We start from the raw sequence: 13,554 nt of genomic DNA, 5'->3' as shown, positions 1-13,554 counted from the left end.
ACTAGGTTGACAAACAAGTTTTGACCCAGCCAACAAAGACGAAACGTCCTACAAAAAAAGTCTTACATTCCGATATCGACCTGTAAGAAAAATCCATAGAGTCCCGCCCCGCAAACTCATCACGGCTTATGGCAAAACCCTAAGCTCTGAGCTTGCCCGTTAAAGCCTGCTGCAGTTGCCCCAAGCACATAGCCGGTTTGGCAAAACATTCGCGGACAGTGCAGTTAATACCGGCTGTCCCACAAAAAATCCTACTTCCCTTTCAGGTCGAATCTCTTTATGAAGCAATCCTTTTACGCACTTCCATTGGGCATGCTGCTGGCCATGGCCGCCACTTCTGCCTCTGCCACCACCGGCACCATCAACTTCGAAGGGATGATCACCGACATCACCTGCCCGATTGAAATCATCAACCCGGAAACCGGCGCCCCAGGCAACCTGGTGCGTCTGGGACGCGTTGCCAGCAGTCAGTTCGCGACCATCGGTGACGAAGGCGGGCATCGCGATTTCGCCATGCGCGTAACCCCGGGTGCGGGCTGCACCTCGCCCACCAGCGCCACCGTCAAATTCACTGGCGTACACGGCGCGACGGGTACCGGCAACACCCTTCACGCTCTGCGTTCAGGCGGCGGTTATGCCAGCGGGCTGGGTCTGGCGATCAAGGACAACAAGGGTGTGCTGATCGGCTATGGCACGGAATCCGCCGACTATACGCTGGATGACACCAATCCGACCGACATGCGCTTTACCGCCGCCTATAAATCCACCGCTACAGCGGTGGGCACCGGTGCGGCCCAGGTTGAAGTGGCGTTTATCGTCAACATCACCTAACCCGCAATCCCCCGGCGCAAGCCGGGGACCTCGGCACGCGTCAGCTCCCTACTCGGGTGGCTAGGCCCAAGGTATCCGTTTTATGCAAAGCCCGAAAACTTCCTCTATTTACGCCAAAGCACGCACCGCTGGCCTGCTGGTTCTCGGGCTGTTCGCCCAGATCCCCAGCAGCCAGGCGGCCTTGAGCATCAATGGCACGCGGGTAGTCGTTACCAGCGACCAACGCAGCGCCGCGCTGATCGTCAGCAATCCCAGCCAGCAAACCTATGCCGTGCAAACCTGGGTCAATACCGAAAGCGACGACACCACCACCGCCGTACCTTTTATGGCTTCGCCGCCTCTGTTTCGCCTGGATCCAGGCAAGGAGCAACAGGTGCAAATCAATCGCCTTCCAAATGACTTGCCCACGGATCGCGAATCGCTGTTCTTCTTTAATGTTCAGGAAATCCCCCAAGCTGACAGCACCGAAACCAACGTGCTGAATATCGCCCTGCGCACGCGGATCAAAGTGTTCCATCGCCCCGTGCAACTCAAGGAAAACCCCAGCCTGCGCCTGAAGGATTTGCGATGGTCGCTCAGACAGGTCGACGGCCAAGCCTATCTGGCCGTCGCCAACCCGAGCCCGTTCCATGTGTCCTTCCTGCGTATTGAAGTCAGCGGCAAGGGCCAGCGGCAAGTCTTCAACAGCCCGGCCATGGCTTACCCGATGTCGAGCCAGACCTATAAGTTGGAGGAGATCAAACCGGCCACCGACCTGCAGGTGAGTTTCTCCGCAGTGGACGATTACGGCGCGCGTATCAGTCCAGCGCCCATGGCCATTGAACTGCACCCCTGACACCCCGCGCCTTTATCGCTGGAAGACCACCATGATCCATGCACCTGCACGCCGCCGGCCTTTGCGCCAGCGGCTCGCCCCCCTATTTGTCATTGGTAGCGCGGTTGGCTTATCCGAAGCGCGGCCAACGCTTGCCAGCCAAACGCTCGAATTCCAGTCCGGCTTCATGCACCAGAGTGGCGCTGCCAGCACACTGGCGCTGGACGTTCTCGGCCAAGGACAGGCATTCGTTCCGGGACGTTATCGGGTAGCCATCCAGATCAATCGCCATTACTTCGGTGAACGTGAATTGGACTTCCATGTCGATCCCGACCGGCAAAGCCTTTCGCCCTGCCTGGACGCCGGACTGCTGGAGCAATTGGGGATCAAGCTCGAGAGTTTTGCCTCGTCCCTGGAGGCAGCCTGCGTCGATCTGCCTGCATTGATCGCCGATTCTAAAATCGAGTTCGATGCCAGCACGCTGCTGCTGTCGCTCGCGGTGCCACAGATCGCCATGCGCCGTGACAGAGTTGGACAAGTCGATCCCGAGCAATGGGATGCCGGCATCAACGCCGCCTTCGTCAATTACCAAGTATCGGCCCAACAAGGCACCAGCCGTTATCGGGGCTCCACCAGCAGCGACGACTTGTACCTCAACAGCGGTCTCAACCTGGGTGCCTGGCGCTTGCGCAGTAACCATGCGCTGCACCAGAACACCGACGGTCAACGCGAATGGACCCAGGCTTACACGTATGCCCAGCGCGATTTGCCCGGCACCCGCGCCAATCTGACCTTGGGCAAGACCTTTACCGGTGGCGAAGTGTTTCGCAGCTTGCCGATCCAGGGACTGGTCATCGCCTCGGACATGGGCATGCTGCCCGACCTTCAGCAAAGCTATGCGCCGATCGTTCGCGGTGTGGCCCAGGCACGTTCCAAATTGGAGATCAAGCAGAACGGCTACCCAATCTATTCCACCTATGTCAGCGCCGGTCCCTATGAGATCGACGACCTGAGTACCGCCGGGGGTAGCGGTGAATTGGAGGTGGTGCTGACGACGGACGATGGCCAGGTCCAACGCTTTATTCAACCTTATGCAAGCCTTGGCAACCTGCTGCGCGAAGGGGTCTGGCGCTACAGCGCGACCATGGGGCGCTATTCGGCCGCTAGCGGCCTGGACGCCCCCTTGCTCTGGCAGGGCACCCTGGCAATGGGCAGCGCCTGGAGCACGACGTGGTATGGCGGGGCAATGGGCAGTGATTTCTATCGGGCCGGCAACCTGGGCCTCGCCCGGGATTGGGGCAGCCTCGGGGCGCTGGCCTTCGACCTCACCCATTCCAGCGCCGAGTCGGGGCGCGGTGAAAGTGTGCAGGGCATGAGCTATGCGCTGAAATACAGCAAGGCCTTCCAGACCAGCACCAGCCTGCGTTTCGCCGGTTATCGCTACTCCACGCAGGGCTACCGGGACTTCGACGAAAGCGTGCGTGAACGTAGCCGCGATGGCAAGTTCGCCGGTAGCCGCCGCAGTCGTCTTGAAGCGGCGCTGTTTCAGGACCTGGGGCCGGCCAGCTCGGTTAACTTGACGTTATCGCAAGACGACTACTGGGGCGCCAACGCACAACAACGCCAATTCCAGTTCAACTTCAATACTCAACACCGCAAGATCAGCTACAACCTGTTCGCCTCGCAGTCCCTGAGCGATGAGCGCAATGGCAGTCGTCGGCAGGCCGGCTTGAGCATTTCTTTTCCCTTGGACCTTGGCCATTCAAACACTGCGACCCTGGGTTTCCAGGACAATGCCGGGCGCTACAGCCAGACCGCACGCCTGACCGGCAGCGCCGATCAGAACCGACTCAGCTACAGCACCGCACTGAGCAACAGCGATGATGACCAGCGCTCGGCGACCTTGGCCCTCGGTTATCAAGCGCCCTTCGGCAGCGTGGGCGGTGGCTACACCCAGGGCAATGGCTATCGCAGCCTTTCATTGAATGCCAGCGGTGCACTCCTGCTGCACGGCGATGGCCTTGAATGGGGTCCCTACCTGGGCGAAACCATGGGCCTGGTGGTGGTGCCCGATACCCCAGGCATTGGCGTACTCAATGCCACCGGCGTGCGCACCAACGCCCAGGGCTACGCCTTGGCTCCGCATCTGCGTCCTTACCGGCAGAATCAGGTGGTGCTGCAAACCGACCAGTTGGACCCGGAGGTGGAGATCGACAATGGCGTCACCCATGTGGTGCCCCGGCGCGGGGCCGTGGTCAAGGCGGCCTTTACCGCGCGCAAGGTCAACCGACTGGTGCTGACGAGCCACACGCCAGCAGGCCAGCCCGTGCCGTTCGGCGCCCAGGTCAGCGATGCCCAGGGAGAACGGCTCGGCGTGGTTGGCCAGGCCGGACAAGTCCTGCTGACCACCACGGCCGAACCGCAAACCCTGGATGTGCGCTGGGGCAAGGAAGCCGGACAGCACTGCCAGTTGCAGATCGCGCCGCAAAGCATGGAACAGGCGCAAGGCTATCGGCTGCAGACACTCACCTGCACCGAGCCCATGACGCATTAATTCCCTTGTCGGGCGCCGCGACGCTGCGCGCGCCCTGACTCTTCAGGATTCGACAGATGAAATCAGCATCACGACGTTTGGCCGGGACCTTTGCCTTGGTCGCCGCCTGCCAGATTGAGGTGGCCGCGGGCGCCAGTTTCTGCCGCTGGGTGACTTCAGCCACCAGCATGACCTTCCGCCTCGACGCGGGCAGCGTCTATGTACCCCGGGACGCAGCGCCGGGGCATGTGATCGGGGAGTTCGACCGCGGCTTTTCGATGCCCAGTACCGAAGGCCAGATCATTCACTGCGAGAACGACCTGGGCTCGACCTTGACCTTCAACGCCGTCGCCAGCGCCCCCCTCTTTCCCGGCACCTTGCCGCCGGTCAATGGTGAGGACGTCAACGGCAAGGTCTTCATGACCGGGATCGATGGGATCGGTGCGCGCATCAAGCTGCAGCATCCCTTCGATGGCATCGCCGCCGATGCCTTTGTGCCGAGTACCGAGCCCACCGTTCCGTTCAACGCCTTGCTCCACGCCGCCGTTCCCGCTAGCGCCCCACTGCGCATCGACCGGCTCCAAGGCAAACTCACGCTGATCAAGACCGGGCCCATCGCCCCTGGTCCGCATACTTTCGACAAAGCTCTGTTCGGTACGCGCTTTTCCAACATCGGCAACGGTTTCGATTTCCAGTTGAGCGGTACCGTGCTCCAGGCACAGTGCGGCATTTCCAGCGTCAGTGCCAACCCGGTGCCTCTGGGTGACTGGCGCACCTCGGACTTCGGCGCAGTGGGCCCGGGCACCCCGGCGGTGCCGTTCAATATCACACTGGGTAATTGCGACGCCGACCCCGGCGACATCAACATCGCCTGGGCCAATATTCGTCTGGAGCCCACCAACGGCTCGGTGCCGATCCCTGGGGTGGAGGGCGGCTTTACCCTGGGCGCTGGTTCGGGGGCTACTGGCGTTGGGATCCAGATCCTCAAGGCTGACGGCGTGACACCGGTGCCCTTGCAACGTGAAGTGCCCTTGGCGACCATTTCACCCGGAACGACGGTACTGGACCTGAGTGCACGGCTGTATCAGACCGCTCCCAAGGTGGATGCGGGGGCGGTGAAAGGGTCGCTGAACTTTACCGTCAGCTTTCATTGAGCACATACGCTGCGCCGGCAAGCGGCTTGATCGGCCGTTGTCGGTGAGGTGTTGTAGCGTACGGATAGAGTCACTGGATTGAATAAAAACTAATCGAACGCACATAAAAAGGGCTGGAAAATCCAGCCCTTTTTTATTACTCAGCCCTATTACCAAGCATACGTAGCGCCGAAGTTGACGCCCCAGGGCTGCTTGATCTTATCGCCATGGCTATAGTCAAGATCGGCATGCAGCTGGACTTTGTCCGAGACTTTCATCGCCACCCCGCCACCCAATGCCAGGCGCGAACCGGACAGGTCATTATCGAAGGTAGTGTTGTTGACCTTGACGTCATTGCTCTTGGCAAACTCATGCACCACGGCTGCTTTCAGGTACGGCTGGAGGATTTGCCCACCGCCCAGGTCGATGTCGCGACCTACGGTGGCACCCGCAGTGCCCAGCAACGAATGGCTGCGGCTGCCATCGGCGCTCATGCCATTGTCCAGCGAGTAGTCCTTACCTTGTACCACCAGCGCAGCGGCCTGGACGAAGGGTTCGACAAAATAACCGTCGTCGAGCTTGATATGCCGACCAAATTCCAGCGTGGTACCCAGGCCATGGGTGTCATAGCGGCCCTTGGCCTTGGCGCCATCGCTGAGGGCGACATCGGACTGGTTCTGGAAGCGGTTGAGCTTGAGCACTCCGTCGAAGTAGTAACCGGTATCGGCATCCAGCCAGGTGGCGTAGGTACCGACATAAAAGCTGTCGACCTCACCCGAGGTACCGTGCTTCATTTGCAGATCCGAACGGCTGTAGCCGGCCAGAAGTCCGATCACCCACTGGCCATCGCCCAATGCCGGCACCGGGGTATCCACGCCCAGGGACAAACCCTGCTGGCTCTGTTTGTAAGCCATGCCGGAATCGGCGGAAACATCAAAGCGATTGCCATAGGCGCGCATCCAGCCGCCAGTCTGGCCACTGTTCATGCGCACTTCGCCCATGCGACTGCGCAGGGTGCTCAGTTCGCCATACCAGGCCGAACGCGAAGCATCGAACAATGCCAGCACCGAGGCGGTGCCCGGGCTGATCACTTTGCTGGCGGCGTCCAGGTACCAGTCATTGCCGCCGACCTGAAGCAGGTCATAGGAATAGGTACCCAGGTCAACCCGACCATTGAGCAGCGAAAACGAGGCATCGCCGCTGGCGGTATGCACCACATGGATCTGCTTATCCGACAGGGGGTCGTTGCCGCTGCTGGAGACATCCAGGGTGTGGCTGCCGGTGGCCGCTCCGGTTACGTCAAGAAAGTCGGTCTGGCCGGTGGCGAAATCGGTATGCATGATGAAATTGCCATTGCCGCTGAGGTTGTCTACCGACAGGCGCAGGTACTCGCCGGGTTGGCCAAACTGCACCGAGCCGCCGGCCATGCTCAGGTTCTGTAGCTGACCGTCGTCGACCATGATCCACTTGCCTTGGCTATTGAGAGCCAGGGTCTCGACATTCTGCAAACGTCCGGTCAGGGTCGCGAAGTTCTGCAGGGTGACATTGCCGGTGCTCCCGGCTTCGACGATCACATCGCCAACCAGATCGCTGTTGTCCACGGTTGCATTGGCGGTAGCACCGCCCGCCACATTGAGTAATACGCCATTGCCTCCGACCAGGGTCGAACCGTTCCCGATGAGGATCTTCGCCGCTTCTGCAGTCTGGCCAAAGTCATTGATTTCGATCGCCGCGCCGCTCAAACCCTCTACTCGGGTGCCATCCAGTTCCAAAGTACGCGGCGCAACTTCGGCGCCGCTGGCAATGATCCGGATACCGTTAACGCCGCCACTGATATTGCTGTCGCGTGCCACGACGGAGGCTTCGCTCATATTCAAGCCGACGCCACTGGCATTGACGGCGGTGACAGCGGTTCGCGACAACTCGAGCACACCCAGGCTGCTGACGCTGACGCCCATATTGCCACCGGTGATTGCACTGTCGGCAACCACGGCCCGGGAGCCTGCGCCTGAACCCGCGACGTAACCCACCGCCAGACCAGTATTTCCGCTGGTGATATTGCTGCCGTTGATGGTTGCGCTGCTCGCCAATAGCTGTACACCATCATTGGAACCCGTGGCGGTGACTGCTGAGCCATTGAGTGCAAGCTGGGAGCCACTCTGGACCAGGATCTGATTGGTCGTGGCGCCATTGGCCGTGAGTTGGGCATTGTTGCGCAAGGTGTAGCTTTCCGGCGGGTTTGTGCCGTCGATCACTACCGGGCTGCCACCGTCAATGATCAATCCAAAAGTGTGTTGACTGAACACCAGCAAGGGCGTGATGGAGAGAAGCTTCAAGGCCTGCGACAGCGGTCGCAACACAAAGGGTTTTACACAAGTCATGGCAAGCACCGTTGAGACATTTCGGTTTAACACCAGCGTCGTAGGCAACTTCCAACAACTACGTACGACACGGTTGAATAGGTGCCGCAGACTACAGATCGAACCCGACGATCTATGTAGGAAAAACCCTATTGCCATTGGGATTATTCCTTAAACCTTCTTTCATTCACCTGCCCACTGCCCTTCCATTGCCCCAGGACTATTTTTCTGTCCCGGGGCAATGGCTCTGTCAAGGTGTTGGGATATTCGTCAGATCGCACGTGGCCCCAATTGTGCCCAGGGCAATGGACATGATTTGATTAGTTTTCGCAGAGGGCTTTGGCACACCCTCGACCGGCGTGGTGTAGTCGATTTCCGCATAACTATACGGGCTCGATACTGCGTCGGCGGGCAGGACATGCCGATCATAGTCAATGAACCATTGGATGCCGGCCGTCTGCGCATTATCCGGAATGACTAGGGGTGTGTCCTTGCTCACAGAAGGAATCAGGGTCGTACCATCCGCCTGATAAACTCTCCAGCGCAACTGGATCGTTTCACCCGGCTCAAGATAGGTCGAGGGTGGAACGGTTACGCGATAACCGATCACTCCATTGACGGTGCGCAACATACTGCAATTGAGAAAGGTACCTGCGCCCAAGTCGGTGAAGAACGGCGCAGAGGGAATAACCCGAATAGCCTCGACCTTGACGGGGGTAATCAGGGACTCCCGATCATTGTTCGGAAAGTTGGCGTGACTCATCACATAGTAAACAGGCAACTGCGGATGGGCTCCGCCGGCAAGAATTTCGTCCCAGGTGATATTGATGGTGATGTCATCGCCAGGGTCGATCGAGCCATCGGACGTATACGTATGAGCTACTGCGACCCCCTTCCAATACAAGGTAAAGGTATCGCCATCGACAACCGGATCCGGCGCCTTGAACTTGGCCCTTGCTGGCGCATTGAAGTCCTGCTCGGGCAGTACATTATCTTCGGTGCCTGTAGCGCTATAGACTGTCACCTGATCCAGGAGCGGAGTGACCGGATTGGGATCTGGATCGTCAGGGTCGATCGGGCCGGTCATGGAAAAATCGACATTGATATTGATCGTCCGAGGATTCGGCCAGTAGTCAACCTGTGGCGCACGTTCGACCCGGTAACCGACCGGGACGACCTGCACCCCCCCGGCGGTAGAATTGTACTCGGCTTTTAAACGTGCCCAATTCACGGGAATCGAAATGACCGGCGGCAGATGCTCCCCCACGGGATAACCCTGCAGCTTCGCGCTGCCCCACTCGACGAAGATCTCGTCCTCGGGCATAGGATTGTCGTAGAGGGGAATCTCTACCCTGACCCCGGCCCAGGCATCCGCGCGATTGATCAGCGAATCAGCATGCAAAGGTACCGTATGGGGTTGCAGATTGGTTGGCAGCGCACCCAAGGCTACAGGCACATTCTGTACCCGCGATAAATTGCTGACATTGCCGGCAGGATCCATCAGGACGTAGGTCACATAATGAGTCCCCGAGCCGAAAGGCTCGATTTTGTCCCTCGTAACGGTTACTTTTCGACCCGGTGGCAACAGTCCAGAGAAGGCGGGGACAATAGTTTCACCAGGGTCCGGCGGCACGTCGCTCCAACCCACCGCAACGATGATCCGTGCTTTATCAGGATCACTGAAATCATCGATTTCACATTCAACGCCGTTTTCAGCAGCCAGGGTCGCGTCTGTAATGGGGCTCGAAGTGAACCTTATAGGCGGCGGAACGTCATCCGGATGATTATATTGCCTGTAGGGTGCGGTTTTATCCAAACGAATGGGGACTTCTATTGACCAGTCATGATTGGTGTAATACATCCTGACGTAATAACGAAAAAAGAACTTCCCTTCTTGCCCCTCAAATTTATCCAAGGCAATTTCTCGATTTAGCGGAAATGTAACACCGGTCAAATTCGAGAGCAGTTCCATGTCGCTGATGTCGTGGAACTCCGCCTCACTTTCACGTCGCCATTGCAATGTCAACTCCGAGAAAAACTCTGTGTTTGACGGGTTTGGTACGGGCCCCAATGGAAACTCTGGAATTTGCACGCGTATCGGCGCATCGAGCCTGGCTCTCGGAAGCAGCCCATCCGGATCGCCGGGGATCGCATCGGTAATGGTGGGCGGGGTCATGTCCCCGACACGCTGCCGCTCTGCCAATACCCGGCCATAAGCATGCCGAGCCTCTTCACCTTGACGTTTTCTATATACCTGGGTCATCGCCTGTTCTCACTCTTGAGTCAAATCAGGTTCAGCCATGGGCAGAGCCATGGTCGGGAATCGATTCAGCCACTTGATCGAGACAACAGCTCGCAGACACTTCGATAGTCGGGACCTTGAACAAATTAAGCGCCAGATTTTAACGAGGCGATACTGTCAGAGTTGACAGGTAGGCAGGGCAAATTCAGCTCAATACCACCCCCACCAACACCGCCACCTCCAGCAACTCCAGCAACGCCCCAGCCGTATCCCCGGTGCATCCCCCGAGCCGGCGCAGCATCATCCGCCGCAAGCCAACGAACACCGCCAAGGTCACGGCCAACGCACAGACACCCGCCCAACCCGCCACCAGCACGCCCCCCAGCGCGCACACCAACAACACCCACCACGCTGCACGCCGGGGCAGATGATCGGCAAGGGCCTGGCCCAACCCGCCGGCCCGCACGTAAGGCGTGGTCAGGAACAAGCCCAGCAACGCCGCACGCCCCAGCACCGGCACGATGATCAAGGCCAACATTTGCCCCTGTTCGATCAACGCCAGCAACGCGGTGAATTTGAGCAGCAGCACCAACACCAGAGTGATCACCGCGATGGGCCCACTGCGCGGATCCTTCATGATCAGCAGCGTGCGGTCGCGGTCGCCAAAGCCGCCCAGCCAGGCGTCGGCGCTGTCGGCCAGGCCGTCGAGGTGCAGGCCGCCGCTGAGCAACACCCACGCTGTCAGCAACAGGGCGGCGTGCAGCAACGGCGGCGCCCCCAACAGCAGTGCATTGAGCAACCACAGCACGCCGCCGAACAACAGCCCCACCAATGGGTAGAACAACAGTGAACGACCCAGTTGCTCGGGCTCGGGCATGCCGGGCAGGCGCACCGGTAGGCTGCTGAGAAATTGCAGGGCGATCCAGAAAGGCAACATCGTCAAACCGCCTCTTCGAGCACTGAACCTGCCGACACTGTCAGGGAAAACAGCGCGCCATGAGCGACTTCGACATTGAGCAACTGCTCCCGAGGCAGACCGCGGGCCTGGGCCAGCAGCAGGCGCATCACGCCGCCATGGCTGACCAGCAAGACCCGCTGACCGGCATAGGCCGCGTGCAGGCGTTCGATTGCCGTCAGGACGCGGCTGGAAAACGCCAGCACCGGCTCGCCTTCGGGGGGCGTGAAGGCATAGGGGTCAGCCCAGAACCGGCCCAGTGCCTCGGCGTCGGTATCCATCAGTGCCGCCGCGCTGCGACCTTCCCAGGCGCCAAAATGCAACTCTTGCAGGTCTTTGTCCAAATGCACTGGCAGGTTGAGACGGGCGCCGAGTTGCTCGGCGAAACGGGCGCAGCGCTGCAGCGGTGAACTGACCAGGCGATCCCAGGGCCCGCCTTGAGCGACAGCCGTGTGCATCTGCTCCCAGCCCTTGGTCGTCAAGGCGTCGTCGAGGCTGCCGCGCAGGCCGCCGCCCAGTTCGGTTTCGCCGTGACGCAGCAGGTCCAGGCGCAAGATCATGCCGGGCGATCCGCCACGGCCGCTTCGGCAAACGTCGCCATCTGCCCGTGAAGGTCACAGGCCAGGCGCAACAGTGGCACCGCCAACGCCGCGCCACTGCCCTCGCCCAGGCGCAGGCCGAGCTCCAGCAGCGGTTCGGCGCCGAGGGTTTCCAGCACATGGCGATGGCCCGGTTCGGCGCCGCGATGGGCGAACAGCAACCACGGCTGGCACGCGGGATTGAGCCGTGTGGCCACCAGGGCCGCGACGCTGCAGATGAAGCCATCCACCAGCACGGCGACGCCCTGCTGGGCACAGGCCAGGTACGCACCGACCAACGCGGCGATTTCAAAACCGCCGAGGTTGAACAGGGTCTGCAACGGGTCGTTGCCTTGGGCAGCGTGCAACGCCAGGGCCCGCTGGATCACCTGGGTCTTGTGGCTGACACCCGCGGCGTCCAACCCCGTGCCCGGCCCCACCAGATGCACCACCGGGCATTCGAGCAAGGCGCAGGCCAAGGCGCTGGCGGCGGTGGTGTTGCCGATGCCCATCTCGCCACCGATGAACAATTGCGTCCCAGCCGCGACCGCGCGCAGCACACTGTCGCGCCCGGCGTGCAAGGCCTGCTCGCCCTGGCTCACCGTCATGGCCGGGCCCTGGGCGAAATTCGCCGTGCCCGGCCCGAGGTTCAGATGCCGCACACCGGGCAGGTCCAACGATGGCGTGACGGTGCCCAGGTCGACCACTTCCAGGGACGCGCCCAGTTGTCGCGCCAGGACGCTGATGGCTGCACCGCCACTGACGAAGTTGAGCAGCATCTGCCCGGTGACCGCTTGGGGATAGGCCGATACGCCTTCGGCGACCACGCCATGGTCACCGGCGAAAATCGCGATCCACAGTCGGTCCAGGCTTGGCTTGAGCTGCCCTTGCAGGCCCGCCAGTTGCACCGCCACCGATTCCAGTCGGCCCAACGAACCGGCGGGTTTGGTCAGCTGTTGTTGACGGGCCGCAGCCATTTCCAGCGCGTGGGTATCGACGGGCTTGCACGGGTCCAGCCACCAGCGATGATTCATAACGCAGTACCTTTGAGAGTCAGGGGCAGGCCCGCGACGGCCAGCACGACGCGCTGACAACGTTCGGCCAAGGCTTGATGCAGCCAACCGGCTTCATCGACGTAACGGCGAGTCAGCTCGCCCAGCGGCACGACACCCATGCCGGTCTCGTTGCTGACAAAAATGATCTCCCCGGGCAGCACGGCCAGGCTGTCCAGCAGCGCTTCGCGTTCGGCGTTCAGTTGCTCGGTATCGTCGAGCATCAGCAGGTTGGTCAGCCACAGGGTCAGGCAATCCACCAGCAGGCATTGCCCGTGGGCGGCGTTTTCCCGCAGCACCCGGGCCAGGGCCAAGGGCTCCTCCACCAGCGTCCATTCGGCCGGCCGTCGGGCGCGGTGCTGGGCGATGCGCTGGTTCATCTCGCCGTCCAGGGGTTGGCTGGTGGCGATGTAGGTCACTGGCAAGCCAGTGTCCGCCGCGAGTTTTTCAGCCAAGCGACTCTTGCCGGAGCGGGCGCCGCCGAGGATCAGTTGCAGCATGGATCATTACCTTTTATTTGGCGGTGTGGTGACTGGCGCCATCGCGAGCAAGCTCGCTCCCACAGGTAATGCTGTTCACTTAAGGCCATCGACAAACCCGTGGCGAGGGAGCTTGCTCCCGCTGGGCCGCGAAGCGGCCCCATAACCTGCCAAATGCGGAGCATCAAACCACCGCTCCCGCCGGTTTACGACTGCTTCGCAGCCGAGCGGGAGCAAGCTCCCTCGCCACAGGTCCATCATTTTTCTTAAGTGAACCGCATTGCGCCCCCACAGGGGATTTATGTGCCCCCGCAAATCCAATGCTGGGACATTGGCTACGTTGTATTAGCGGTGTTGATGCCGGCCTCATCGCGAGCAGGCTCGCTCCCACAGTTGATCCAGGGTGTACATGAATGCTGTGGTCATCAGAGATCCAATGTGGGAGCGAGCCCGCTCGCGATAAGGCCAGCCCAGCTACCCTACCCCCCACAGAGCCCACACCGAGCCTGCTGTGTACACAAATCCCCTGTGGGAGCGGGCTTGCTCGCGAAGGGGCCGCCCCTGCTACCCTACCCCC

Annotated in this window: 10 protein-coding genes; 4 read left to right on the top strand and 6 right to left on the bottom strand. The window is 60.6% G+C overall.

Going from position 1 to position 13,554, the window contains the following annotated elements; translation table 11 throughout:
* Nucleotides 1-279 precede the first annotated feature (279 nt).
* The 4 genes from AC3A5O_RS06980 to AC3A5O_RS06965 all read left to right on the top strand — a co-directional run bounded on the left by AC3A5O_RS06980 (nucleotide 280) and on the right by AC3A5O_RS06965 (nucleotide 5,332).
* Nucleotides 280-831 (top strand): fimbrial protein, encoded by a 552-nt coding sequence (locus tag AC3A5O_RS06980; protein ID WP_122569208.1) that lies wholly within the window; start codon nucleotides 280-282, stop codon nucleotides 829-831.
* An 82-nt stretch (nucleotides 832-913) separates the two neighbouring features.
* Entirely contained in the window at nucleotides 914-1,666 is a 753-nt protein-coding gene (locus AC3A5O_RS06975) for a fimbrial biogenesis chaperone (RefSeq protein WP_487752999.1), read from the top strand.
* 31 nt (nucleotides 1,667-1,697) lie between these two features.
* Nucleotides 1,698-4,199 (top strand): fimbria/pilus outer membrane usher protein, encoded by a 2,502-nt coding sequence (locus AC3A5O_RS06970; protein WP_487752998.1) that lies wholly within the window; start codon nucleotides 1,698-1,700, stop codon nucleotides 4,197-4,199.
* A gap of 56 nt (nucleotides 4,200-4,255) precedes the next feature.
* A complete protein-coding gene (locus AC3A5O_RS06965; RefSeq protein WP_487752997.1) occupies nucleotides 4,256-5,332 on the top strand; it encodes a fimbrial protein in 1,077 nt (358 codons plus the stop codon).
* Between the two features lie 149 nt (nucleotides 5,333-5,481).
* Here the strand turns inward: AC3A5O_RS06965 and AC3A5O_RS06960 are convergent, their stop codons facing one another.
* The 6 genes from AC3A5O_RS06960 to cobU all read right to left on the bottom strand — a co-directional run bounded on the left by AC3A5O_RS06960 (nucleotide 5,482) and on the right by cobU (nucleotide 12,998).
* Nucleotides 5,482-7,692 carry an autotransporter outer membrane beta-barrel domain-containing protein gene (locus AC3A5O_RS06960; protein ID WP_487752996.1) on the bottom strand — a complete coding sequence of 737 codons (2,211 nt, stop codon included), beginning with the start codon at nucleotides 7,690-7,692 and terminating at the stop codon, nucleotides 5,482-5,484.
* A 229-nt stretch (nucleotides 7,693-7,921) separates the two neighbouring features.
* A complete protein-coding gene (locus AC3A5O_RS06955; protein ID WP_305468088.1) occupies nucleotides 7,922-9,934 on the bottom strand; it encodes a hypothetical protein in 2,013 nt (670 codons plus the stop codon).
* Between the two features lie 184 nt (nucleotides 9,935-10,118).
* Nucleotides 10,119-10,850, bottom strand: a complete 732-nt coding sequence (locus tag AC3A5O_RS06950) for an adenosylcobinamide-GDP ribazoletransferase (RefSeq protein WP_487752995.1) — start codon at nucleotides 10,848-10,850, stop codon at nucleotides 10,119-10,121.
* 2 nt (nucleotides 10,851-10,852) lie between these two features.
* On the bottom strand, nucleotides 10,853-11,428 hold the full coding sequence (gene cobC / locus AC3A5O_RS06945) for an alpha-ribazole phosphatase family protein (protein ID WP_122569215.1): 576 nt from the start codon (nucleotides 11,426-11,428) through the stop codon (nucleotides 10,853-10,855).
* Nucleotides 11,425-12,480 carry a nicotinate-nucleotide--dimethylbenzimidazole phosphoribosyltransferase gene (cobT, locus tag AC3A5O_RS06940; RefSeq protein ID WP_487752994.1) on the bottom strand — a complete coding sequence of 352 codons (1,056 nt, stop codon included), beginning with the start codon at nucleotides 12,478-12,480 and terminating at the stop codon, nucleotides 11,425-11,427. The genes cobC and cobT overlap by 4 nt, the downstream gene beginning before the upstream one ends.
* Nucleotides 12,477-12,998 carry a bifunctional adenosylcobinamide kinase/adenosylcobinamide-phosphate guanylyltransferase gene (gene cobU / locus AC3A5O_RS06935; protein ID WP_305490950.1) on the bottom strand — a complete coding sequence of 174 codons (522 nt, stop codon included), beginning with the start codon at nucleotides 12,996-12,998 and terminating at the stop codon, nucleotides 12,477-12,479. Before cobU ends, cobT begins: the two co-directional genes overlap by 4 nt.
* Between the last annotated feature and the right edge of the window lie 556 nt (nucleotides 12,999-13,554).

This window comes from Pseudomonas sp. Soil_N_39 (assembly GCF_057655955.1).
The sequence above is the reverse complement of the archived record's forward strand: the minus strand, read 5'-3'. Positions and strand labels throughout refer to the sequence as shown.

Excerpts from the sequence above, each read along its gene's own strand:
- AC3A5O_RS06975 (WP_487752999.1), top strand. The coding sequence starts at position 914 with ATGCAAAGCCCGAAAACTTCCTCTATTTACGCCAAAGCACGCACCGCT.
- AC3A5O_RS06950 (WP_487752995.1), bottom strand. The coding sequence starts at position 10,850 with ATGTTGCCTTTCTGGATCGCCCTGCAATTTCTCAGCAGCCTACCGGTG.
- cobC (WP_122569215.1), bottom strand. The coding sequence starts at position 11,428 with ATGATCTTGCGCCTGGACCTGCTGCGTCACGGCGAAACCGAACTGGGC.
- AC3A5O_RS06980 (WP_122569208.1), top strand. The coding sequence starts at position 280 with ATGAAGCAATCCTTTTACGCACTTCCATTGGGCATGCTGCTGGCCATG.
- AC3A5O_RS06965 (WP_487752997.1), top strand. The coding sequence starts at position 4,256 with ATGAAATCAGCATCACGACGTTTGGCCGGGACCTTTGCCTTGGTCGCC.
- cobU (WP_305490950.1), bottom strand. The coding sequence starts at position 12,998 with ATGCTGCAACTGATCCTCGGCGGCGCCCGCTCCGGCAAGAGTCGCTTG.
- cobT (WP_487752994.1), bottom strand. The coding sequence starts at position 12,480 with ATGAATCATCGCTGGTGGCTGGACCCGTGCAAGCCCGTCGATACCCAC.
- AC3A5O_RS06960 (WP_487752996.1), bottom strand. The coding sequence starts at position 7,692 with ATGACTTGTGTAAAACCCTTTGTGTTGCGACCGCTGTCGCAGGCCTTG.
- AC3A5O_RS06955 (WP_305468088.1), bottom strand. The coding sequence starts at position 9,934 with ATGACCCAGGTATATAGAAAACGTCAAGGTGAAGAGGCTCGGCATGCT.
- AC3A5O_RS06970 (WP_487752998.1), top strand. The coding sequence starts at position 1,698 with ATGATCCATGCACCTGCACGCCGCCGGCCTTTGCGCCAGCGGCTCGCC.